This window comes from Flavobacterium crocinum (genome assembly GCF_003122385.1).
Classification (GTDB): Bacteria; Bacteroidota; Bacteroidia; order Flavobacteriales; family Flavobacteriaceae; genus Flavobacterium; species Flavobacterium crocinum.
This window is the reverse complement of sequence record NZ_CP029255.1, coordinates 2194263-2217317: the sequence shown is the minus strand read 5'-3', so window position 1 is coordinate 2217317 and position 23055 is coordinate 2194263. Positions and strand designations below refer to the sequence as shown.

General features: G+C 33.5%; 21 protein-coding genes and 1 tRNA gene. 11 read left to right on the top strand and 11 right to left on the bottom strand.

Annotated elements, in window-relative coordinates; all coding sequences use genetic code 11:
• Positions 1 to 4: 4 nt before the first annotated feature.
• The 4 genes from HYN56_RS10190 to HYN56_RS10175 all read left to right on the top strand — a co-directional run bounded on the left by HYN56_RS10190 (position 5) and on the right by HYN56_RS10175 (position 4826).
• A complete protein-coding gene (locus tag HYN56_RS10190; protein ID WP_012023964.1) occupies positions 5 to 418 on the top strand; it encodes an RrF2 family transcriptional regulator in 414 nt (137 codons plus the stop codon).
• Positions 419 to 663: 245 nt separating this feature from the next.
• Positions 664 to 3210 (top strand): TonB-dependent receptor, encoded by a 2547-nt coding sequence (locus tag HYN56_RS10185; RefSeq protein ID WP_109192074.1) that lies wholly within the window; start codon positions 664 to 666, stop codon positions 3208 to 3210.
• A gap of 209 nt (positions 3211 to 3419) precedes the next feature.
• Positions 3420 to 3965 carry a hypothetical protein gene (locus HYN56_RS10180; RefSeq protein WP_109192073.1) on the top strand — a complete coding sequence of 182 codons (546 nt, stop codon included), beginning with the start codon at positions 3420 to 3422 and terminating at the stop codon, positions 3963 to 3965.
• A 123-nt stretch (positions 3966 to 4088) separates the two neighbouring features.
• Positions 4089 to 4826: a DUF2490 domain-containing protein gene (locus HYN56_RS10175; protein WP_167398295.1), complete on the top strand. Its 738-nt coding sequence runs from the start codon at positions 4089 to 4091 to the stop codon at positions 4824 to 4826.
• Positions 4827 to 5130: 304 nt separating this feature from the next.
• Here the strand turns inward: HYN56_RS10175 and HYN56_RS10170 are convergent, their stop codons facing one another.
• The 3 genes from HYN56_RS10170 to era form a co-directional block, all read right to left on the bottom strand.
• Entirely contained in the window at positions 5131 to 7893 is a 2763-nt protein-coding gene (locus HYN56_RS10170; protein WP_109192072.1) for an outer membrane beta-barrel protein, read from the bottom strand.
• A gap of 156 nt (positions 7894 to 8049) precedes the next feature.
• Positions 8050 to 9360, bottom strand: coding sequence for a ribosome biogenesis GTPase Der (der, locus tag HYN56_RS10165; RefSeq protein WP_109192071.1), 1311 nt, complete (start codon positions 9358 to 9360; stop codon positions 8050 to 8052).
• A gap of 323 nt (positions 9361 to 9683) precedes the next feature.
• Complete coding sequence (gene era, locus HYN56_RS10160) at positions 9684 to 10565, bottom strand: GTPase Era (protein ID WP_109192070.1); 882 nt, start codon at positions 10563 to 10565, stop codon at positions 9684 to 9686.
• 117 nt (positions 10566 to 10682) lie between these two features.
• On the opposite strand from era, the gene HYN56_RS10155 reads away from it, so the two are divergent.
• A tRNA-Met gene (locus HYN56_RS10155) sits at positions 10683 to 10755 on the top strand.
• On the opposite strand, the gene HYN56_RS10150 is transcribed toward HYN56_RS10155, so the two are convergent.
• From HYN56_RS10150 to HYN56_RS10130, 5 genes are all read right to left on the bottom strand, one after another.
• A complete protein-coding gene (locus HYN56_RS10150; protein WP_109194771.1) occupies positions 10715 to 12271 on the bottom strand; it encodes a recombinase family protein in 1557 nt (518 codons plus the stop codon). The two genes, HYN56_RS10155 and HYN56_RS10150, sit on opposite strands and share 41 nt — an antisense overlap.
• The gene (locus HYN56_RS10145) at positions 12228 to 12437 is read right to left on the bottom strand and encodes a hypothetical protein (protein ID WP_109192069.1); all 210 of its coding nucleotides are present in this window, start codon (positions 12435 to 12437) and stop codon (positions 12228 to 12230) included. Before HYN56_RS10145 ends, HYN56_RS10150 begins: the two co-directional genes overlap by 44 nt.
• 291 nt (positions 12438 to 12728) lie before the next feature.
• Positions 12729 to 13046, bottom strand: coding sequence for a hypothetical protein (locus tag HYN56_RS10140; protein ID WP_109192068.1), 318 nt, complete (start codon positions 13044 to 13046; stop codon positions 12729 to 12731).
• A gap of 28 nt (positions 13047 to 13074) precedes the next feature.
• On the bottom strand, positions 13075 to 13413 hold the full coding sequence (locus tag HYN56_RS10135) for a hypothetical protein (protein WP_109192067.1): 339 nt from the start codon (positions 13411 to 13413) through the stop codon (positions 13075 to 13077).
• A gap of 11 nt (positions 13414 to 13424) precedes the next feature.
• A complete protein-coding gene (locus tag HYN56_RS10130) occupies positions 13425 to 14291 on the bottom strand; it encodes a hypothetical protein (RefSeq protein WP_109192066.1) in 867 nt (288 codons plus the stop codon).
• A 161-nt stretch (positions 14292 to 14452) separates the two neighbouring features.
• On the opposite strand from HYN56_RS10130, the gene HYN56_RS10125 reads away from it, so the two are divergent.
• On the top strand, positions 14453 to 14845 hold the full coding sequence (locus HYN56_RS10125; RefSeq protein WP_109192065.1) for a helix-turn-helix domain-containing protein: 393 nt from the start codon (positions 14453 to 14455) through the stop codon (positions 14843 to 14845).
• 112 nt (positions 14846 to 14957) lie between these two features.
• Here the strand turns inward: HYN56_RS10125 and HYN56_RS10120 are convergent, their stop codons facing one another.
• The 3 genes from HYN56_RS10120 to HYN56_RS25235 all read right to left on the bottom strand — a co-directional run bounded on the left by HYN56_RS10120 (position 14958) and on the right by HYN56_RS25235 (position 19488).
• Positions 14958 to 16835 carry a UvrD-helicase domain-containing protein gene (locus HYN56_RS10120; protein ID WP_109192064.1) on the bottom strand — a complete coding sequence of 626 codons (1878 nt, stop codon included), beginning with the start codon at positions 16833 to 16835 and terminating at the stop codon, positions 14958 to 14960.
• A complete protein-coding gene (locus HYN56_RS10115) occupies positions 16832 to 19027 on the bottom strand; it encodes an ATP-dependent endonuclease (protein WP_109192063.1) in 2196 nt (731 codons plus the stop codon). Before HYN56_RS10115 ends, HYN56_RS10120 begins: the two co-directional genes overlap by 4 nt.
• A gap of 335 nt (positions 19028 to 19362) precedes the next feature.
• Entirely contained in the window at positions 19363 to 19488 is a 126-nt protein-coding gene (locus HYN56_RS25235; RefSeq protein WP_262510129.1) for a hypothetical protein, read from the bottom strand.
• Positions 19489 to 19670: 182 nt separating this feature from the next.
• Between HYN56_RS25235 and HYN56_RS10110 the strand changes: the two genes are divergently transcribed.
• From HYN56_RS10110 to HYN56_RS10095, 5 genes are all read left to right on the top strand, one after another.
• Positions 19671 to 20060 carry a plasmid mobilization protein gene (locus HYN56_RS10110; protein WP_240622688.1) on the top strand — a complete coding sequence of 130 codons (390 nt, stop codon included), beginning with the start codon at positions 19671 to 19673 and terminating at the stop codon, positions 20058 to 20060.
• A complete protein-coding gene (locus HYN56_RS10105) occupies positions 20057 to 20908 on the top strand; it encodes a relaxase/mobilization nuclease domain-containing protein (RefSeq protein ID WP_240622687.1) in 852 nt (283 codons plus the stop codon). The genes HYN56_RS10110 and HYN56_RS10105 overlap by 4 nt, the downstream gene beginning before the upstream one ends.
• Positions 20909 to 21098: 190 nt before the next feature.
• Complete coding sequence (locus HYN56_RS25195; protein WP_240622686.1) at positions 21099 to 21293, top strand: hypothetical protein; 195 nt, start codon at positions 21099 to 21101, stop codon at positions 21291 to 21293.
• A 253-nt stretch (positions 21294 to 21546) separates the two neighbouring features.
• Positions 21547 to 21774, top strand: coding sequence for a helix-turn-helix domain-containing protein (locus HYN56_RS10100; protein ID WP_109192061.1), 228 nt, complete (start codon positions 21547 to 21549; stop codon positions 21772 to 21774).
• The gene (locus HYN56_RS10095) at positions 21774 to 22991 is read left to right on the top strand and encodes a phospholipase D family protein (RefSeq protein ID WP_109192060.1); all 1218 of its coding nucleotides are present in this window, start codon (positions 21774 to 21776) and stop codon (positions 22989 to 22991) included. The genes HYN56_RS10100 and HYN56_RS10095 overlap by 1 nt, the downstream gene beginning before the upstream one ends.
• Positions 22992 to 23055 lie beyond the last annotated feature (64 nt).

The following is a 23055-nucleotide window of genomic DNA, read 5'->3' as shown; positions in this document are numbered from 1 at the left end:
ATAGATGTTATCACATAAAGCAAAATACGCCCTTAAGGCCTTACTTTATTTAGCAGAACAAGACGAAAATCACATTTCCAGAACGGTGGAAATTGCTGATGGAGCCAACATTCCCAAGAAGTTTTTAGAACAGATTTTACTGGATCTAAAACGCGGTCGTTTTGTAAGCAGTAAGCAGGGAAAATTTGGTGGATATTATCTAATTAAATCCAAAAATGACATCACTCTGGCAGAAATTCACCGATTATTTGACGGTGCAATTGCTCTTTTGCCATGCGCTTCACTAAATTTTTACGAGCCTTGCTCTGATTGCAAAACCGAGTCTGAATGCAGTCTGCGTCACGGTTTAATGCTCATTAGAGACAAAACTTTGAAGGCTATGGAAGGTATTACAATCGCTTCATTGGTAAAGAAATAAAAAAATATTTCACAAAGTCTAGTAAATCGATAGAATTAATTATATATATTTGCAAAAAATAATTAACAAACCAATAACAAATTCTATCTCATGAAAGTACATTTTAATCCCTCGGGTGTAACAAAACTTTTGCAAAATAAAACTAAGCTTTTCAGGATTGCTTCTGGCAATTCATGTATGATGTGTATGTGCTGTTAAAAAAATTTATTTTTAAACTCTACTAATCATATATACTTAATATAAAAATGAAAGCATCTATAAAAAATATCTTTACAATATTATCTTTTTTAACCTTCTCTATCTCGTTTGCACAAAACATTGAAGGTGTAGTTACAACAACTGAAAACATTCCTTTAGAAGCCGTAAACGTGGTAATTAAAGGAACTACTCATAGCGCTGTTACAGACAACAGCGGTAAATTTGTAATTGACTCTCAGGGAAGATTACCATTGACACTTTTAATTCAGTATGTTGGATACAAAACAACAGAAATTGAATTGACTGCGATTCCTGCAAATCCAATTCAGGTTGCATTGAAAGAAGAAAACGAACTTGTTGAAGTTGTAGTTTCTTCAAGAAGAAGAATCGAAAAAGTTCAGGATGTGCCAATTGCTATTTCTGTAATTACAGGAAAACAAGCAGAACAAACCGGAGCTTTTAACGTAAACCGTATTAAAGAATTAGTTCCTTCTGTACAACTTTATTCTTCAAACCCAAGAAATACTGGTATCAATATTAGAAGTTTAGGTTCTCCTTTCGGATTAACCAACGACGGTATTGATCCTGGAGTTGGATTCTATGTTGATGGTGTTTATTTTGCACGTCCGGCTGCCACTACTTTAGACTTTATTGACGTTGAACAAATTGAGGTTTTACGTGGTCCACAAGGTTCTTTGTTTGGAAAAAATACTACTTCAGGAGCCTTCAACATTACAACTCGCAAACCTAGTTTTAATTCAGGAGCTGATTTTGAACTTAGTTACGGAAACTACTCCTTCTTACAGGCTAAAGCATCTGTTACTGGAGCTTTAGGAAGTAAAGTTGCCGGTAGAATATCTTTCTCTGGTACTTCTCGCGACGGTTTAGTGGACAATGTTGCAACTGGCAGACCAACAAATACTTTAAGCAACCAAGGAATTAGAGGACAATTGCTTTGGACTCCAACTGTAAATACCAATGTTATTTTTGCTGCTGATATCACAACACAGCGTCCTGATGGATACGCTCAGGTAGTTGCTGGTGTTGCTCCAACTCAAAGAGCGGCTTACAGACAATTTGATGCTATTATTGCTGATCTAAATTATCAGCTTCCAAGCTTAAATGCTTTTGATCGTAAAATTGATCATGATACTCCATGGAGATCAAATCAGGATATGGGAGGTTTCTCTTTGAATGTGGATACAAAAATTGGAGGCGGAACATTAACTTCTACAACTGCATGGCGTTTCTGGAACTGGGATCCTTCAAATGACAGAGATTTTACAGGATTACAAGTATTAGCTAAATCTCAAAACCCAACTAGACAAACTCAAATTACGCAGGAAGTTCGTTATGCTGGACAATTAACATCAAAAATTAGTGGTGTTGCGGGAGTATTCTTTATTGATCAAACCTCTCAAACTGACGGTACTGAAGAATCCGGAAATGCACAATGGAGATTTGCACAAAGTTCAACTAGTCCGTTATGGAAAACTCCGGGTCTTTTTGAAGGTTACGGAATCAAAACGGATGCAAGAATCAGAGCTTCCAGTGCTGCAGTATTTGGTCAAATTGACTGGGCAGTTACAGATCGCCTGCATATTTTACCAGGTTTACGTTATAATTTTGATAAAAAAGATGCGCATTATGCCCGTACAACATACGGAGGTTTACAAACGACAGATCCAGCATTATTGGCTCTAAAAAAACAAGTATACTCTGATCAAGCATTTGATTCGGCTATTGACAACACAGACTTTTCCGGAAACATTACAGTTACTTTTAAAGCCACTGATAAAATCAATGCTTACGGAACTTTCGCAAAAAGCTACAAACCAGTTGGTGTAAACGTTGCGGGTCTTCCAACAAACTCTGCCGGTCAGCCGTTATTGGAACTTGCAGTTATCAAACCTGAAAAAGTTTATCATTATGAGGTTGGAGTAAAAACTTCTCCCTTCAAAAATTCAATTTTCAACTTAGCATTATTCCAAACAGACATCAATGATTTCCAAACGAACGTTCAGGCTGCGGAATTGGGTGTAAACCGTGGTTATCTTGCGAATGCAGATAAAGTTCGTGTACAAGGTGTAGAAGTAGATGCCAGTTTTGTATTCAGTGAACATTTAACTGTTAATGGTGCTGTAACTTATACCGATGGTAAATATGTGAAATTCACGAATGCACCTCTTCCACTAGAAGAAACCGGAGCTCCAGTATCATTTAAAGATGTTTCCGGATCTGCTCTTCCAGGTGCTTCAAGATGGGCTGGATCATTAGGAGGAGAACTTTCTGATCGTGCGAGATTCTTCGGAAATGCTGGAAAAATTTTCTTAGCGGTTGATTCTTATGCTCGTTCTGAGTTTTCATCAAGCCCTTCTGCTTCTAAATATTTGGTTGTACAAGGTTATGCTATATTCAATGCTCGTTTAGGTTTCCGTGCTTCACAGGGTTTATCTGTTCATTTCTGGGGACGCAACCTTTTAAATAAAGATTACTACGAGCAATTATTGCCTGCAGGTGGAAATACAGGACAATATGCCGGAGTTTTAGGTGATCAAAGAACTTATGGAATTACTTTGAAATATTCGCTATAAAAAATAGGTAAATTGGTTAGTAAAGATGAGATATGTTTTAAAGCATATCTCATCTTTTTTTTATTAAAAACCTTAAACTGTTATTTTAAAACCTTAAAGTAGCTCTTTATTTTATGTAAAGAAATGAAATTTACTATTTAAGACTTCACAAATCTCATCACAGCCAAACTGATATAGTCTTAAAAAAATAAATTTATTTCAATATCTATATGCCGAATTACTACAATTTTACAGTTTCTACAAATCATATTTCTTATGACCCTTTTTGGTATGTAAAATTGAATCTTCTGTCCAACTCAGTTATAATAATTTGCTTTTTAACTTTTGGACTTATTTATTTTTATGTTTATGAATCTAAAAACGGAATTGTTGTTGCTCTAATTGTTAGCGTAATTTTCTTTGTGAGTTCTATTTACAGATTAAAAATAAAACACAAAACAACATTCTTATTTGACAAAATTGATAATAAATTCTACAAAATTACTCCGTATGGCAAAAAGGAAATCGTAGTATTAAATACAATTTTAAACATCACAACAAAATCAACATCTCGCACTTTCTGTTATGTCTTAACCTCCAAAACAGATTCTACAATTACAAGAAATTACTTGACCAATAACATAAAAAATGAATATCAAAATAATCCTGAAGTCCGTTTTTTAGAGATGGAGATAATGCCCCAACTTGAATTGTTCTTAAATCTAAACAAAGAAATTTTAATAGCAACAGATTCAAAATATGGTTCTTTCATTTAAAAGAAAAAAAATCAATCCCGAAACAATCACAAAATCAAACAAAAAGCAGAATAAAAAACAAATCAAATTTCAAATCATATAATTCTGTTTGTATATATTCGCAGCCTGAAGTTTATTGATTGAATGAAATTTTTCAAATTAGTACTTATTTTAAGCTTAGCTAGTCCCATTTTATCAGCACAAAATATAAAAAAGACCGATCAGCAGACACTGACCTGGATTCGTTATTATAATATATTTCCTTTAAGCGAAAAATGGGCGATTCATTCTGAATTTGACAATCGAAGTTTTATCAATCCCATTCACGAAAATCTTTTTGTAATACGCTCACAAGCTCGTTACAGAGCTACTAAACTGATGGATTTTGGTGCTGGATTTGCTTATTTTAATGTCAATACACAAAATCCAAATGTAGATCCTGATTATTCTGTTCCTGAATATCGCGCCCAACAGGATTTGACTCTCATTAATGATATTGCTAAAATTACCTTTCATAATCGTTTTCAATTAGAAGAGCGTTTTATTCAAAAAGCGGATAAAAATGGTCTTTTGAATCAATTTTCATTTGCTTACCGATTTAGATATCGTTTACAATCCATGTTTACCATTTGGGAAAAAGAAAAACAAAGTATTAAAGGAACTATTTCGGATGAAATTTTATTCAATTACGGAAAAGATAATCGCAGAAACACCTTCGATCAAAATCGCATTTATTTCGCTTTACGTTACCATTTTAATCCCAATCTAGGTTTAGAATTAGGCTATCTAAAGAATTTTCAAAGACGTGCCAGCGGTGTAGATTTTTATGATCGTGATATTATCCGGTTTACCGTTTATCATAGAATTAATCGGAAATTTTAGATTTTAGATTTTAGATTTTAAATTTTAGATTTTAGATTTTAGATTTTAGATTTTAGATTTTAGATTTTAGATTTTAGATTTTAGATTTTAGATTTTAGATTTTAGATTTTAGATTTTAGATTTTAGATTTTAGATTTTAGATTTTAGATTTTAGATTTTAGATTTTAGATTTTAGATTTTTCTATAAAAAACGGCAAATCATAAAATGATTTGCCGTTTTTTATATTCTTTGTCACTTTGAAACTTTGAAACTTTGTCACTTTGAAGCTTTGAAGCTTTGAAGCTTTGAAGCTTAAAAAACTCACTAATCTCTCGGTCTTCCCTTCCCTCCTTTTTTGCTTTCAGCAAAGTTTCCGATTTTATAAGCTAAAGAAAACATCACATAACGTCTTAAAACTGTATTTTCCTCATCACGAATCGAAGTTGCAGAAATTGTTCTTGTTGCGCTTTGATTTTGGTTCAGCAAGTCGTAGACCTTAACTTTAGCATATAATTTTTTATCTAAAAATCCGTATGACAAACTTGTATTCCAAAGGAAGAAATCTTTCTTGAATCCATCCGAAATATTGGAATTGTAAGTATATCCGAAATCATTTCCAAAAACTAAATTCTCCGGCCAGTATGATGTTGTCTGCAAATTAACTCTGTGCACCACATTTGAAGTTTTACCCAACAAATAATTTTCATATTTAGACTGATTGTACGATAAATTATACGATGGCGCAATTGTTAAAACTTCTCCATAATCATAAGACATATAAACTTTTGGAGTGATTCCGACAGATTTAGAATTATACAAAATATCATTAGTATAACCTTTATCAAAAGAATAGTTTCCGCTTAAACCTACACCATATCGAAGTACGTGTGCATCTTTTTTAATCTGCTGATTCCAGTTTGCCCCAAGGGAAAGATTATAAACTCCCGAAATATTGGTATAAGTAGTTTCCTTTTGACCACTTGTATTAAAGCTGGAAATAGAAACGATATCATTATTGTAATAATCTCCTTTTAGATTAAAACTATATCCGGAACGAGATCTAAAATCATAGTTTCTAAACTGGAAATTAACACTGTTTTTTTCAACCGGACTTAGATCAGGATTTCCGACAATAGTATTCAAAGGATTATTTAAATTCACAATTGGCATTAACTGATTAGCTGCAGGCAAAGCATTTGAATAATCATATTTGAATGATAAGTTTTTAGAGCGACTGAATTTGTAACGCAGTAAAGCAGTTGCAAAAGGTAACGCATATTTTTTACTTAAATCTGTTGCTTCATTTTGATAAAGTGAATAATTTTCAAAATTTACAATTGAAGTTCTGCTGTCCAGATTTACAGTAAACTTATTTTTTTGCAAAGTAATTCCAACTTTTGGCGTAACTGAATTTTGAATCGAACTTGTATAATTACTAAATTTTGAATCATAATCCGTATATTCCTGAGTGTCTTCATTAAAATTATACGTTTTTTGATCATTACTGGTAGTTTTCCAGTCTAAATCGGCTCCCACTCTAATTCTTAATGAATCAGTTATGGGTTCTGTGTATTCAATATCCGCAGAATAAGCATCACTTACAGCTCTCTTTTTTACATTCTGATTTCTTAAATCATTTGGTGTACTCCCTACAAAATAAATAGTCTCAGACATATTCAAAGCGTCAGAATCACTGTCTGTATTATTATTCGTGAAAACGAAACTTAAATTACGCGCTTTTCTATCAAAAGCTTTATTAAAATTTATCGTGTTGGAAAAATTTAAGTTTGTACCGTCAGAAATTGAGCTCCCATCACTTTTATTCAATTCATTTCCGTTTTCATCTTCAGTAGAGCTCGAAGAGGACGAAATACCATTTGTTCGTGATTGACTTACTTTTGGCGCTACAACTATTCGCGTTTTAGGATCTAATCTATACTCCAGTTCAAAATTGGCATTATTACCCGTGTTTTCATTTCTGGTTTTAGACTCACTCTGTGTAATATTATTTCCTGTTGGCTGAAAAACGACTTCATTTGATTTACTGTCATTTTTATTTACAGTATTCGAAAAATTATAACTTCCCATAGCCAATAATTTTTCTGTCCAGTCGTCAGAATAATTCACTCCCACTAAATTAGATTGAGTAATTCCTTTTCCGCCTCCGCCAGAACTTGTACTTCCGCCTCTTCCGCTGCTGTTTCGTCCACCGCCCATATTATCAAAAACATCATCCATAGAAAAACCGGTTGAATTGATATTATTAGAAGATGCCAGTAAACTTATTTTTTGCTTATTGTTGAAATAATTTAGATTAACATTGGCTTCATAGCGGTCATCAGTACCATATCCGCCCATGATTTTACCAAAATAACCTTTATTTTTCTTTTCGTCAATTGTAATATTGATACTTGAAAAATCGGAGGTCGATTCTTGTTTTGAAAGTTCTTCTTTTTTGGTTTTAAAATCGGATACCTGAACTTTTTTAATAATATCCGCAGGAAGGTTTTTTATGGCAATAGCCCCGTCTTTATCAAAAAACGTTTTTCCGTTTACCAAAACCTGATTGACTTCTCTTCCGTTTACGGTAATTTTCCCGTCATTATCGACATCAAACCCTGGAAGTTGTTTCAGTAATGTTTCTACATTAGAATCCGGACGAACTTTATAAGAAGCAGCGTTAAACTCTAAAGTATCTTTTTTGATGGTAATTGGTGGCGCTTCAGACTTAATAACAACATCATTAAGAGCATTTACATTTTCTATTAAGTAAATTTTTCCAAAATCCTTACTTTCGGTAAGTCCTTTGTATTCTTCATAATAAGTTTGATATCCCATGTAATTCACTTTTAAAAATACAGGTTTCTCAAACTTTTTAATATTCATTCTAAAAGCACCGTTTTTGTCTGTAGTAGCGTATTCAATCACTGTAGAATCTTTTACAGTAGTAAAATAAACCGTTGCAAGTTCCAATGGTAACTGCGTATTGACATCAAGGACTGTTCCTTTAACAGTAATATCGTTTTGAGCATTTGCTGCCGAAACGAAAAGAAATAAAAACAATAAAAAAGAAATTAATCTGGTCATAAAATTAGGTTAGTTAGAACAGTAAGACTTAAAAAAATGCAAAAGGTTTAATTGTGTTTTTCACATTTATTCAAATATAATGCCAATAAAAAACCAATCTTATAATTACATAGTCACCAAACATAAAAAAGTCCCCTATTTTCGGGGACTTTTTTTTTATTTTTCTCTGATATAAATATCGATTGGAACTCCTGAAAAATCCCATTTTTCTCTAATCTTATTTTCTAAATACCTTTTGTACGGTTCTTTTACGTATTGAGGTAAATTAGCAAAAAATACAAATTGCGGCGTAGGACTTGGTAATTGCATGCAATATTTAATTTTTACATATTTCCCTTTCATTGCAGGTGGCGGATAAGCTTCAATAACTTTCAACATATATTCGTTGAATTTTGAAGTAGAAATTCTTTGTTTTCTGTTTTCAAAAACCTGTACTGTAGCTTCTAGTGCTTTCAACAAACGTTGTTTTGTTAAAGCCGAAACGAATAAAATCGGCACATCTGTAAAAGGCATTAATTCTTTTTTGATTTTTTCTTCGTAATCACGAGTCGACATGGTATCTTTTTCAACCAAATCCCATTTGTTTACCAAGATTACAACACCTTTACGGTTTTTCTCTGCCAACCAGAAAATGCTCTGATCCTGACCTTCAAACCCGCGTGTTGCATCGATAACCAAAATACAGATGTCAGCATGTTCGATTGCACGAACAGAACGCATTACAGAATAAAACTCTAGATCTTCTTTTACTTTTGCTTTACGGCGGATTCCCGCAGTATCAACCAAATTAAATTCGAAACCAAAACGATCAAATTTTGTATCAATTGCATCACGAGTTGTTCCTGCAATATCTGTAACAATATAACGATCTTTACCAATCAAAGCGTTGATAAAGCTTGATTTTCCTGCATTTGGGCGTCCAACAACTGCAAAGCGAGGCAAGTCTTCTTTTACCTCAACTTCCGGTTTCTCAGGAAAAGCTTCGATTAAAGCATCTAATAAATCTCCCGTTCCACTTCCAGAGATACTCGCGAATGTGAAATATTCACCTAAACCAAGATTATAAAACTCAACTGCATCTTTCTCACGCATCGCATTATCCACCTTGTTTACAGCCAATAAAACTGGTTTTGTTACTTTACGAAGTAATTTTGCAACAGTTTCATCCATTGGTGTAATTCCTTCTTCTACATCAACCACAAAAATAATAACATCGGCTTCGTCGATAGCAAGTTCTACCTGCTTACGGATTTCGCCTTCGAAAACGTCATCAGACCCTCGAACGTATCCACCAGTATCAATGACAGAAAACTCTTTTCCGTTCCACTCGCTTTTACCATAGTTTCTATCACGGGTAACCCCAGATACTGAATCTACAATAGCTTCTCTTCTTTGTATCAGCCTATTGAAAAGGGTTGATTTCCCCACATTAGGTCTTCCTACTATCGCAACAATGTTATTACTCATTTTTTTGAATTTTAGATTTCAGACTTTAGATTTTAGATTCTTAGCTTCCTAAAAATCTAATCACTTATAATCCAAAATGCCTTATTTAAATTTTTTGCAAAGGTACATAAAAAAGTTGCTAAGATGCTAAGTTTCTAAGTATCTAAGTTTTTATTGTTTTTTTGTATAATTCTCAGGAGCTAATCCAGCTATCCGCTATATCTTTTCCTGGCTAAAGAAGCCAGAAAAAGGATACCGCTCCTATCTGGGCTAGGGCACTCATTTTCAAAAGAACCTTTCGTATAACGATTAAACAAATCAACGATTAACCGATTAAACAAAAACTACTGATTATAACCAAATCGTTTCAACATATTGGCGTTGCTTCTCCAGTTTTTATTCACTTTTACGTAAAGTTCAATGTGAATTTGTTTTCCGAAGAATTTCTCCAAATCAGCACGGGCATCGGTTCCTACTTTTTTAAGCGCTGCACCTTTATGTCCGATAATGATTCCTTTTTGCGTATCACGTTCCACCATAATTACAGAACGGATTCTGATAATCTGATCCGTTTCAATAAACTCCTCTGTTACGATTTCTACTGCGTATGGAATTTCTTTAGCGTAATTCAATAAGATTTTTTCACGGATTGTTTCGTTAACAAAGAAACGTTCCGGTTTGTCTGTTAATTGGTCTTTTGGATAATAGGCCGGAGATTCCGGCAGTAATTCGATAATTCTTCCGAAAACTTCAGGAACATTAAAATTCTGCAAAGCTGAGATTGGAAAAATTTCTGCATTTGGCACTTTTTCTTTCCAGAAAGAAACTTGTTGTTCTAATTGTTCTTGGTTTGAATTATCAATTTTATTTAGCAGCAATAAAACCGGAATTTTAGCATGAATGATTTTCTTAAAGAAATCTTCGTCTTTAAGATCCTGCTCGCCTATTTCGACCATGTAGATTAAAATATCAGCATCTTCAAAAGCCGATTTTACAAAGTTCATCATCGATTCCTGCATTTCGTACGCCGGCTTGATGATTCCTGGAGTATCAGACAAAACCAATTGAAAGTCTTCTCCGTTTACAATTCCAAGAATTCTATGACGAGTTGTTTGTGCTTTTGATGTAATAATTGACAATCGCTCTCCAACGAAAGCGTTCATCAATGTTGATTTTCCAACATTTGGATTTCCGATAATGTTTACAAAACCTGCTTTATGTGACATTTGCATAATATTTTAGTCTGCAAAGGTAGTCATATCAACTCAATACAGAAAATAAAACATTTTTTAAAGTTTTCGTTGGATTTTTAAAAAATCGGCGTATCTTTGCACCCGAAACATCGCGGGATAGAGCAGTAGGCAGCTCGTCGGGCTCATAACCCGAAGGTCACAGGTTCGAGTCCTGTTCCCGCTACTAATTGGGACAAAGAAGAAAATTTCTTCTTTGTCCCTTTTTTATTTAGCCCTATCAGCCTGTTAATACTGTAGATGAGATGCACCACTTCGTTTACTCTAGCGGTTCGAAACCTGTTTTCTGAGATCGTAAAATTCTCAGGAAAAATCGAACCTAATAAATCCCTTGATTCAATCCAGTTGCCGTTTTCATAATATTCGTTTAGCTTCATCAGGTTGTCTACTCCCGCTTTTAAAAGCTCTTGAATATCTTTATTCTCATCATCGATACCAGATAATTTTAATTCAAGCCTCCTTACCATCTCTCCGTAATCTGATTTCATATCTCGGTAGTCCGAGGCATCTATCTGTTTTGTTGCAAGAAGATCTCTTGCATTTGAGATTCTGGCTTCATAATCTTTGATCTGGCTTATGATTTTAGTTTTTTCTTCTAAGACATCCTTAATCTGCTCTTTATAACAGTCACCTATGACATTGGCATAGATATTTTTGATTTCAGGAATAGGAACATATTTTTTCAGGTTCTGTATAAATATCTCATTGGCTGTTTCCGAATTTATTCTGTATCTGCAGCCTGCACTGCAATGGTAATAAGGATAATATTTATGGCGTCCTTTGGATATACTCCCTGTCAATATTTTTCCGCAGTCGGGACAGATGAAAAAACCTCTCAGCGGAAAAGGCTTCGCTGAAAGAGCTTTTGGAAGGTATTTGCGGGATCTCCCGTCAAGCACATCCTGAACTTTATAGAAAAGCATTTCTGAGATTAATGCTTCATGCTGTCCTCTCACTAAAGTGCGTTCCTCATCCTTATATTTAGGGACTTCGATCTTACCGCAGTAAAGAGGATTACGGATTGCTCTCCAGAAATGATTTTTACCTGCTTTAAGTCCTTTTTCTTTTGCCATGTGAAGCACCTGTTCCGTATTAAAAATTCCTTTGGAAAGTTCTTCAAAAGCCCATTTTAAAATAGAGGCTTCTGGCTGGTCGAATGCAATGTATTTTGTTCCGTCTTCTTTTACTCTGTTAATATATCCAATGGGAGCAATTCCCATGTATCTTCCCTCTTTTCTAGCTCTTCTCATACCGTGAAAGGTATTCAGGGCTCTACGGTCATTCTCCACCTCGGGAGCAGCCAGATAAAAAGCCAGCATCATTTTGTTCTCAGGTATTGATAGATCCAAAGGCTGTTCTATTGCCTGAGGCTCAACTCCCAATTTTCTGAGGATACTGATCATCTGGTATGCATCTCCCGCATTTCTGCTGAATCTGTCCCATTTGGTAAACAGGAGAAGATCGGTTTTATTCTTATGCTTCTTTAGATCTGCAAGCAGTTTCTTCCACTGCGGACGGTTGAATGTCTTTGCCGAATGGTCTTCATAAATAACATGTCTTACTTCAACTGCATTTATCTCGCAGTACTTGCGAAGCATTTCTTCCTGATTTCTCTGTGAGTAGCCCCTGTCTGCCTGCTCATCGGTACTCACTCTCACGTATAGGTCTGCTATTTTTCTCATCTTTTCTCTTTAAATAGTTTGAAACTGCCATGTTTGCCAGTTTTCTTAAAAATTCTAAAATCATTTCCGCCTGTTCCAGCGTTACTTCCATTCCTTCATCTTTCAGCATTTTTCTGGTCTTTTCTGCTGTCATTTTTCCTCTTTCTTCTCTTCCATCCTTCTCCATTTGAAATTCCTCTTCATTAAAAAAAGACCGAACCTCGGTCTTTTTTGTTCCACAATCACTGTCCGTTCTAAAGTTAAAAAACTTTTTTCATTTTATCCTGATCAAAATATGGTGGGGATAATACAAATATAAAACCTAATTCACTGAGGATCATAAGCAAAATTTACTTATCATCACTTAATCATTATTTAGATTATTATAAAGATAAGTCCCTTTTTTCACAATGTCATGGACATAATATGTCCATAAAAATAGTTTTATCATTATGGATAGACTTATTTAGTTTAATGTTCATTTATCTTCGCTCTTCTCATTGAGCATTCTGTATATTTCATCCAGAACCTCTATTTCTGCACTTGGAATCAGCTGAAGGGCAAGCTCCAGAACAGAGCCTATGTATATTTCCCTGTTATCAAGTTCATCCGAATAAACCACATTCAAGCACATTTTAATAAGATTCACTCCCAGACATGTCATATCTGTATAACCATAAAATCTTATCTCGCGTGTTGATTCCCCGACTTTGTCCCCTGCAGGTTTCAGCAGTTTAAAATGATAGGATGCAAAATCTTTAAATTCTTCCAATGTTTTTATTTTATCAGTTTCCATAATTTTAAATATTAAAACTTAACGTTAGCTATTCTGTTTCTTCTTTATTTGCCGAAAAAAGATCGCTAATCTCATTTAAAAGTTCAAACTCGTCAACTGGAAACAGCTGAAGAGCAATTCCCAGTATAAGCCCCACATCAATGTATTGGTTTTCAATCGTGGGCGGAACTTCTGCGCTCTCCTGATCTAAAGCGATAATGCAGAGCTTCATCAGGTTTCTTATAACACAAGCAAGCTCTTGATAGTCATAAACTCTTATCTCTGCATTGTACATTCCCCTTTTATCGTCTGCTGGTTTCAGGGTATTAAGCATTCTTCCGCTTAATACCCTTATATTGTCCAGTCTTTTGATTTCATCAGTTTCCATAACTTCATTTTTTATGCTGATAAAGTCACATTTTGATGAATTTCCGCAAGTCTCTCCAATTCCTTTTGAATCATAACTTCTGCCTCTTTCATAAAATCACGGCATCTGTCTTCCATCAGCTGATAGTACAGATAATCAGAGCTGTTTCTTCTGCTGAATCGAAGCGTGTTCGGATTCTTTTTCAGAAGTCTGAACATATTTTTTTCATCCCTGCTGTTTCGGGGGAAGTAATCAGAAGTTATACTTGTAAAGTATTCACACAGTTCAAATAAGTAGCCCATAGAAAAATGGTTAGGAGTGTACCCCAGAAATACCCTTATAAGTGAAAGGCAAGTCTGCTCTACGATCTGATGAAGGGAACTCATTCTAACTTCATAGGAAAAATACTGGTCATTATTGTAAATAAGATCCCAGATCGATGCAGAAACACTGCTTCTGTCTCCTGCATATAATGTGGTGCTTTTTATATGGCGCATCCCAGAATTAATATCTATTTTAGGATGCTTTTCAGCATCAATAAACAGAGCCTGCGAGTTCTTAATAATATTACATAAGAATAACTGCTGGTCACCGTATAATTTCACAATATTGCGCACGCTGTGCATGAGAATAGTAACTGTTATCAAACCTTTCGATCTGCCCTTAATCTTATCTGTAATATCATTTGCTATATTATCCTCAAACTCTTCTGCTATGACCATTAGATAAAGGTGGACATGCTTTTCTTTTTTAACAGGCTTCTGAAAAGGCTCATTAAAAGTATAACTGCTCTTCTTCTCTGCAAAACAGTAAATACCTATCGGATCGATGTTTTGCGAAATAACTCGATAGATTAAATCGGATGTGGTGTTTTGAATTGCTTTCATAATTTTACTCATTTTAGTTAATACTTGTCTGAAAAATTGTATTTTTGTTTAACACACAGGCAAGTAAGCAATTACTTGTACCGTACGGTATCAAATTTTCCCGTACCGTACATGAGATTTCTTGTATCATACATGAATCCTACTTTTTTATTCTTAATTATTATCTTTGAGCTATGAGTACATTAACAAAACCAAACCACATGGGACGCAAAATCAGCCGTATCCGTGAACTGAAAGACATGAAACAGGAAGCACTGGCGCAGGCTATGGGAACAAACCAGCAGACTGTTTCGATATTAGAAAATAGTGAAGATATTGACGATGAAAAATTAGCAGAAGTAGCAAAAGCCTTGGGAGTAACTGTAGAAGCAATTAAGAATTTTTCTGATGAAGGTGTGATTAATTATTTCAACACTTTTAATGAAGCCGTTGCAAATAATAATTTTGGGCGACAAGACACAATTAACTTTAATCCTATCGACAAGGTTGTTGAGCTTTATGAACGATTAGTTCAAGCAGAAAAAGATAAGGTTGAATATTTGGAAAAATTACTAAAAGCCAAATAAGCTTTTATAAAAGATAGATTAATTCAAAAAAAAGGAGGCTTTCTCAAAATTGAGAGAGCCTCCTTTTTTAATGTATTATTTAAATTGATAATTGTTACTAAGTTTTTAGTACTTATTTAACAATTTCAATTTCATCTTTACTAAACCATTCTAACTCTAACAAATTAGCCATTAGTTGCTCTGGTTTGTCAGTATATGCTACAATAGCTAAACTATTTTTCGCTCTACTGCACGCCACATAAAAAAGTCGTGAGGTTCGATCAATTCCAGTTTCAATCCCTCCTGCAATATTCTCATTATCATTTTTTGTTAGTTCTTTTATACCAAACAGTTTGTCATAGCTGAACATAAATCCTTTAGATTCTTCGTCGTCAATAATTACTAAAACTCTTTCAAACTCTAATCCTTTAACCCCTTGATGAGTTCCGAAATTTGAACTGCCAGATATATATTCATTATATCTGATTATTTCATCAAAATTGGCATTTAATGCTACATCCCAAGCTAATAATGCTTTACCGTCATCCTCATCTTCTTCATTTTCTTCTTCTTCACCTAAACTTTTTGTCCTATCAATAGATATGCTTAAATCACTTGGAATAGTAAATATGCTCGATTCCCTAACTTCCAATAGTATATCCATTAAAGTTGGTTGCTCCTCATTTTCCCATAATTTCAATAGCTTGTCAACGCTTGTTTTGGCATTATCTAAGACAGCTTTTTTGTCTACTGCATCAATAATATATCGTTTGTCAAATAACGGGGAATCTCGTTTTACAATATTTGATATTTCGAATCTATTATTTGCTTTATGAGCATTATATAATTGCAGTATCGTTTTTATGAAGAAATTGACAGAAGATAAATTACCTTGCAATAAACCTTGTTTTAGCTTATCAACCTGATATAAAGGATTAAAAAAATTCCCAAACCCCATTCTATTCGCTGCCATATGATGCTCTAGAGTTAATGTTTTAATTGAACTATCATCATTCCATTTTTCATCCTCAGCAAATTCAATCATACTTTCTTTTATCTTTTTTTCTACTGTCATTTTTTCTAATCCTCTTGGGACAATAAAAAACCTAACAGTGCCACCTGACTTTTCAACCCTTGCCAACTGTTTTTGCCCATCAATCTCCTTTCTAATTTTATTGTTTAATTCAATAATTCTAGATTTTGATCGATGATTCATTTGTTTGGCTGGCTCCAACCAATCTTCAGGCAGATCTTCTCCAAGTTTCTCTTTACCATCACTATAAATACGCTGCATAGTATCTCCGAATAACCCTAGCGAAAAAGATTCTTTATATTCAGATTGAATTTTGAAAAGAGCTTCAATTAAATCTTTTTTAGTGTCTTGACTTTCGTCGATTAAAACAATTGGATATTTGTTTATTAACACTTGCTTAAATAAATTCTTTGAAACTAAAAAATAGCAAGCTATTGATATGACTTCAGAGTGATTTACTGATGCTTTGCTGTAATTATCTCCATTGGGATTATATACAAACTTATTTATCGTTGGCAGTGCAAGCAGTCTTTTATTCTTAGAGTCTAATTTTTTTCTATTAGATATCGCAGTTTTATTATTAGGATCTCTAGCTCTTGACAACTTGTCTTCAAGATCAACGATGGATTCTTTCGCATCGTTTTCAATCCATATTTTTATATCTGCTGTAAAGTTTTTAATCAATTCCCAGCAAAAACTATGAATCGTACTTACTTCAAAAATTGAATCATAGGAAAGCCTGTGATTAATTTCGTCAGCAGCAGCGTTAGTATAAGTTATTATCGCAATTTTTCGATTCCTAAACTTATATTCATTCCCAAAAGTTTCCTTAAATTTAGTCAAGACATTAACTAATGTACTTGTTTTGCCAGAACCTGCACCTGCAAAAAGAAAGAAACTCTTTAAAGATATGGGGTTTAAACAATTAAAAATATCCTCATCAATTTGTAAATCGATATCATTATTTTCAGCTATCATGATGTTGCAGTTTCAGATTCAACAATATTTTTAATAGGTTTTAAAACATCTTCTAACCAATCTAAACCTTCTTTAATGTAAGTTGGTACATTTAATTCTTCAGGTGCTTCAAAGTACAACACATCAAGTGCAAATTCAGCTTTTTTTGCACCATCACTATTTATAGCTGTATAAGCTTTTTCTGCAGCATTATTTGGATTATCTTCCTTAACAGCTTGAACCATTTTTTTTAACAAACCAGATGTTGCTTCAATTCCCTTAAACTTCTCAATATTTTCTAGGACTAGTGCATCTTCAAATGTGTAAGGATAGACTTTAACTCCCGATAAATCGATTTCTGCTTGATAAGCAACTCGAATAGGATAATCTGTTAACAATTTACTATCAAAGTCTAATTTTATCAGTTCATCAATCTCTTTCAACCTAGGATTCCAATTTTTCAAAGTATCATTATTAGTAATTTGATCACTTTTTAATTTTGGCTGACATTTTTTGTATTTGTCCTTTGGCGGGTCGGAAGAAGTATCTGAATATTTTTCTTGAGAATCTAAATCTGTAATAATTAAAGTAATTAACCCTAACTTTTCAATAAGTGGTTTTAATCTATGCGCATGACTTCCTCCTATTTCTAAAATTGTTATATAGCAACTGTCTAGAATTTCGTGATGATTTTTAATAAAATGAGGAATTAGCATCCTTTCCGCTGGGCCTTCCACTAAAATAGTTGCATCAGCAAAGAACAAATCATTATGCGTTGTATTTAGATATCTTACTACAAATTTTTCAGTTTCTTTTTCCGCTGGTATAGTAGAATCAAATATTGATTTTATACTCAACACTTCAGAGGTAGGCGTTGTGGATGTAATATTATTTCTTTTAAAATATCTTAAACTTTCAAATTTTTGATGCGCTATATAACTAGAATGGGTACTGATTACTAACTGAGTAGTAAAATCTGTTTTGATTCCTAAATGTTCATGTGCTCTTAAAATTTCGTATGCTTTTTTTATAAACACTTGCTGGACTTGTGCATGTAAGTGAGCTTCGGGTTCTTCTATTAGAACTAAATGAATCGGTTCTATTATATTTTCTTTTTCTAATAAATTTTTACCATTCATCATCCATTCATCTCGATATCGAATTAATTTAAAAACAATAGAAATTAAATTTTGATAACCTAATCCATTATATTTTTCTGGTAATGTTAGTCCCTCAGCCAAATTGTATCTAACTGCTGAATCATGTTCTAGGCCATCTGTAGCTTTTATAAGTGATGCTAATGTTATTTGTGGATTTCCAAATCCAGGGTAATTCAAGTCACTTAATTCCTTGAGTGGCGCTTTAAAACTTGAAGTCAAATTATTATCAAATGTTATCTGCGCCTCATTTAGTTTTTCAAGTGCTTCCAAATCTTTTTCATTAGGATCAATTGAAGGATTTAAATGTTTATCATAATAAGAACGAAGTTGGGAAGATAAAGATTTAGTACTATTAGATTCTGGATTATCTGAATTAGCATCACTAAAACCACGCTGAGCATTTATTGTGTGAATTTTAATTAAACCATTTAAGGGATTGCCTTCAAGTTCTACATTATTATCTGATAAATCCTGTACTTCATCATATTTATCAGGATCTAATAGATATGACTTTATTTCAAACAAAGTATTTATCTTCTTGTCACAAAATTGCCAAAAACTCATAGGCCAAAGTTCTACAGCTTTTCCTGATTTTGCATTAAGATCTATTACCTTTTTTCTCGCAAGATTATATTCTTCAATAAGTTTTTCTAAGTTTTTCGGGTGCAATACTAATCTTAAACCCAGTAAACCTCCATTCCACTCAAGTGTAGGTATAATATGACTTACGTATCTTAATTCTTTAATATCGACATTAAACCATAAATCTAAAGATGGTAAATACGGTTCAAGCAATTTGATGCTTTTATCCTCATCTTCTAAAGTTTCTTTTGTGACCCATACTTCAGCAATCTTATTTAGTTCCGTCCAATTTGCGATTGTGAAATCCTGAGTTTTAAATTCTTTTCTTTCTAAAAAGGTGATAAGAGCATCCATAGCAGTTGTTTTTCCGCTATTATTTGCACCAACAAATATGGTTTCTTTGTCAGAAAACTCAATTTTACAAGATTTAAGTTTTCTAAAATTTTTTATTCTTACAAAGTCAATTTTCATGGTTTATTTTTATTGAAAAGTTAGTATATCATAATCCTTTGCTAAGTGCGTCTGCGCTTCTACTGTAGAAGACATTTAGCTATGCTTATATTGTGCACTATAATCATTCTAAGTGCTACAATACTACACAAAAAAATCACATGTGTATTACGGTTTTCCATAATCTAGATTTATTTTTTATAACATAAAAAGCCAAACTATTTCGTTTATTAAAAAGACTATTAGACTAACATTAAAGGATTTCAAATTAAAAAAAGCAAAGCAAGGTATTGGACACAGCCAGAGAAGTGCGCATAACATTTTTCTTCGTTCCTCAAAAAAATGCCCTTCGGGACTTATAGCACTTCAACTGTCTGACTGTCCAATTTAAGACTGCTTTCTTTTTTCCCTTTTTCTTTTTTTAAGTATTTATTGATGTAACAGCCTACGGCCATCATGACCATATTTTGCGCATGATACATTCAAATATTTTCTTTAAATTAGAAGCCTGCTTTTAAAAAATCTCCAAAGATTGCCACGTACCTGCAATCAGCAAGATGAACGGTTGTTTAACAACCGCCTATCTTGCCACCCATTGCCTCGGAACTCGGCGGTGGAGAAACTTAAAAACAAAAGAGTTTGATAACAATGAAAATGAAAGATGATGAAAAGAGAAAATTCAAACAGAACACGAATCGTAGGACTGCGATTCACTCCTTTGGAGTATGTCGAACTGGAAAAAAGATTCAGAGCAAGCACCTGCCGAAAATTAAGTGATCATATCCGAAGACACTTATTCAACAAACCAATTGTAGCAACTTACAGAAACCAGTCTTTAGACGAACTGATGGAAGAAACAGCTGTACTTACTTCCGAATTACGGGCAATCGGCAATAATATCAATCAGATTGCCAGAAAGATAAACACGCTCAAAACAGTTCCCGAATTCAAAGGGCATCTTTATCTGTTCGAAATCCAAAGAGAAAGGCTTTTTGATAAAATGGAAGAGGTCTCAGACCATACCCAGAAAATAGCAGAAAAATGGTTGCAGTGATAAAAACAAGCTCGTCCATAAGAGGCATTCTGAATTACAACGAAAAGAAAGTTGATATCGGAAAAGCGGAATGCATAAGTGCTGTGAATTATCCTCTGGAGCTGGAAAAACTGAGTTTCACTTCAAAATTAAACCGCTTTCTAAAACTGGCAGAACTCAATACCAATGCGAAGCGGAATACGGTGCATATCTCGCTCAACTTTGACCCTTCGGAGAATCATTCGAAAGAAAAACTGGCTGAAATTGCAGACACTTATATGGAAAAACTGGGCTTCGGCAGACAGCCTTACCTGGTATACCAGCATTATGATGCGGGACATCCGCACTGCCATATCGTGACAAACAACATCCAGAGAGACGGAAAAAGAATCGATCTACATTTACTGGGAATCAGAAAATCAGAGCCTGCCCGAAAAGAAATTGAGGAAATATTCGGACTTGTAAAAGCCGAAGGAAGAAAACAGAAAGAACAATTTTCGTTAAATCCGATAGATATCGGCAGAGTCCTATACGGAAAAGCAGAGTCCAAAAAGGCGATCAATTCAGTTTTAAATCAGGTGTTGTTTGATTATAAGTATTCGAGCCTGCCTGAACTCAACGCGGTTTTAAATCTCTATAATGTTCATGCTGACAAGGGAAGCGAGGAATCGAGAGTTTTTAAAAATAACGGACTGCTTTACAAGATACTTGACCATAATTCAAAACCGATAGGCGTGCCGATAAAAGCCAGCGAATTCTACAGCAGACCTACCTTAAAATTTCTGGAAGAAAAATTCAGGGCAAATGAAACAAAGAAGCAATACGGCAAAAGCCACGTTAAAAATGCTTTGAGAGAGGCTTTTTTTTGATGAAAGAATTACTTCTGTTGAGAGATTATCCGAAAGGCTCAAAGATAAAGCTATTCATACTATTTTACGAAAAAGCAGTGAGGGAAAGCTTTATGGAATTACTTTTATAGACTTTAAAACAAAGTCGGTTATCAATGGAAGCAGTCTGGGTAAAAAATTCAGCGCAAAAGGAATTCAGGAAAGCTGTGCAATGAATATTCTTGCACTTGAAAGAAAGTATCAAAACTCAATTTCGACAGATTATGAGAGCTTTCAAGATTTTGAATCAAGAGAGTATGTGAAAGAAAATCTTGCAGATATACTCATTCGCGGGGAAAGGATAAATGATTTTATCCCGAAAGAACTTATACAGAAAAAAAGAAAAAGATTGCGAAGAGGAATTTAAAATTTCTTGAGCATTAATTTTCATTTATTCTATCCTTGATAGGTATGTTTAAATTAACAAATTTAGCTATACATGGAATAATCAAAAATCATTTTTATTTAATGCTAGGAAACTAAGAAAAATGAATAATTTTATAAACCTTAAATTAAAAATCCAACTTATATAAGCTGAACTTGATGGCAAATAATGCTAACTTTAGTATGTAGTTTTCTATCTGCCGACATTGTTACTTTGTGATAACTGTAGTATTCAAATGAACAAAGACCTTTCTTTAAAATTCGGTAGATTAATAAGAGAAATAAGGCATGAAAAGAAACTTTCACAAGAAGAATTAGCTTTTCGTGCTGATGTTCATCGCACTTATGTTGGTATGATAGAAAGAGGAGAGAAAAACATAACTCTTGAAAATATTGATAAGTTTTGTAAAGGTCTTGAAGTTACTATGGAATTCGTTTTTCATAAACTTAAAGATGAAAATTAATGAAAGTAACATTACTAAGCCAAGGCTTTAATCCATCTTTGGATAAAGCTGTTGGAAACAAATTGATTGAATTTTTTAGCACAAACCATTATCAAACATTTACTGGAATATCAGCATTCGCAAGTGAAGCTGGAGTTAATGGACTTTCTAGCTGTATATCAAGTAGTACTTCATTCAAAAATCTTAACTTAATTGTCGGTATAGATCAACAGGGTACATCAAAAGAAGCTTTGGAAGAAATTTTAGATTTGAAAATTAACAGTTATATTTTTTATCAATCAGAAGAACCTATTTTTCATCCAAAAATCTATTTATTTGAAGGACTTGAAAAAACAGCATTAATTATTGGTTCTTCGAACCTGACGGCAAGGGGGCTTTTTAATAATATTGAATCATCGATTTTATTCGAATTTGATAATTCAGATAAAGATGGGGAGAATTTACTAATAGATTTAAAAAGTTACTACAGTACTTTATTTAATTTCACAGATCCTAATCTTTTCAAAATAGCACAAAGTACAATTGATTCTTTTGTTAAATTAGGAGTGGTTCCACTTAAAAAAGTTTGGTTAAAAAGACAAGGAAAAAAAGAAGCAAATGAAAATTTAGAAAAGGGAATTTTAAAAATACCTCAAAGAGCAGTTTCAAAGCTCCCCAAAAATTTTGCTGGCAAGAAGAAATCAAAAAAACTTGAACAAAACTACAACGAGGAGATAAGTGCAGTTGACGACCAAAATATAAGTACTGTATTAATTCCTGCTAATGCATTTACTAGCAACTTTACTGAAATTTGGAAAAGCAAACCTCTTACCGAAAGAGATCTAAATATTCCTCGAGGAAGTAATACAAACGAAACTGGATCAATGTCCTTAAGCAAAGGACTTTTAGATAATATTGACCAAAGGCATTATTTTAGAGATCAGGTTTTTAATTCTTTAGATTGGAATAATAGCACTCGTAAAAACAGTGAACATTTGGAAAAAGCAATAGCATATTTCAATATAATAATTGACGAAGAAGACAAGGGAGAATTTCCACTACAAATAACACATAATCCCAGAACAGATACAGAGAGCTACATTCAAAATAACTCTGTTACGAGCTTAAGCTGGGGAAAAGCAAAAACGTTAGTAAAAAATCGTGACTTGCTAGGAAAAACTTTAACATTATCAAAAGACGTAACATCTAAAGATAAATATACTTTAGTTATTAAATAATTGTTGAAATTTATTTTATAAAAAATGAAATTATTACATTGTATCTTATTCTTATGTGCTTATT

Excerpts from the sequence above, each read along its gene's own strand:
- HYN56_RS10170 (WP_109192072.1), bottom strand. The coding sequence starts at position 7,893 with ATGACCAGATTAATTTCTTTTTTATTGTTTTTATTTCTTTTCGTTTCG.
- HYN56_RS10120 (WP_109192064.1), bottom strand. The coding sequence starts at position 16,835 with ATGATAGCTGAAAATAATGATATCGATTTACAAATTGATGAGGATATT.
- HYN56_RS25195 (WP_240622686.1), top strand. The coding sequence starts at position 21,099 with ATGAATATTCTTGCACTTGAAAGAAAGTATCAAAACTCAATTTCGACA.
- HYN56_RS10125 (WP_109192065.1), top strand. The coding sequence starts at position 14,453 with ATGAGTACATTAACAAAACCAAACCACATGGGACGCAAAATCAGCCGT.
- HYN56_RS10190 (WP_012023964.1), top strand. The coding sequence starts at position 5 with ATGTTATCACATAAAGCAAAATACGCCCTTAAGGCCTTACTTTATTTA.
- HYN56_RS10145 (WP_109192069.1), bottom strand. The coding sequence starts at position 12,437 with ATGGAGAAGGATGGAAGAGAAGAAAGAGGAAAAATGACAGCAGAAAAG.
- HYN56_RS10110 (WP_240622688.1), top strand. The coding sequence starts at position 19,671 with ATGAAAAGAGAAAATTCAAACAGAACACGAATCGTAGGACTGCGATTC.
- HYN56_RS10100 (WP_109192061.1), top strand. The coding sequence starts at position 21,547 with ATGAACAAAGACCTTTCTTTAAAATTCGGTAGATTAATAAGAGAAATA.
- HYN56_RS10180 (WP_109192073.1), top strand. The coding sequence starts at position 3,420 with ATGCCGAATTACTACAATTTTACAGTTTCTACAAATCATATTTCTTAT.
- HYN56_RS10135 (WP_109192067.1), bottom strand. The coding sequence starts at position 13,413 with ATGGAAACTGATGAAATCAAAAGACTGGACAATATAAGGGTATTAAGC.
- HYN56_RS10185 (WP_109192074.1), top strand. The coding sequence starts at position 664 with ATGAAAGCATCTATAAAAAATATCTTTACAATATTATCTTTTTTAACC.
- HYN56_RS10175 (WP_167398295.1), top strand. The coding sequence starts at position 4,089 with ATGAAATTTTTCAAATTAGTACTTATTTTAAGCTTAGCTAGTCCCATT.
- HYN56_RS10140 (WP_109192068.1), bottom strand. The coding sequence starts at position 13,046 with ATGGAAACTGATAAAATAAAAACATTGGAAGAATTTAAAGATTTTGCA.
- HYN56_RS25235 (WP_262510129.1), bottom strand. The coding sequence starts at position 19,488 with ATGTATCATGCGCAAAATATGGTCATGATGGCCGTAGGCTGTTACATC.
- HYN56_RS10095 (WP_109192060.1), top strand. The coding sequence starts at position 21,774 with ATGAAAGTAACATTACTAAGCCAAGGCTTTAATCCATCTTTGGATAAA.
- HYN56_RS10115 (WP_109192063.1), bottom strand. The coding sequence starts at position 19,027 with ATGAAAATTGACTTTGTAAGAATAAAAAATTTTAGAAAACTTAAATCT.
- HYN56_RS10130 (WP_109192066.1), bottom strand. The coding sequence starts at position 14,291 with ATGAGTAAAATTATGAAAGCAATTCAAAACACCACATCCGATTTAATC.
- era (WP_109192070.1), bottom strand. The coding sequence starts at position 10,565 with ATGTCACATAAAGCAGGTTTTGTAAACATTATCGGAAATCCAAATGTT.
- der (WP_109192071.1), bottom strand. The coding sequence starts at position 9,360 with ATGAGTAATAACATTGTTGCGATAGTAGGAAGACCTAATGTGGGGAAA.
- HYN56_RS10150 (WP_109194771.1), bottom strand. The coding sequence starts at position 12,271 with ATGAGAAAAATAGCAGACCTATACGTGAGAGTGAGTACCGATGAGCAG.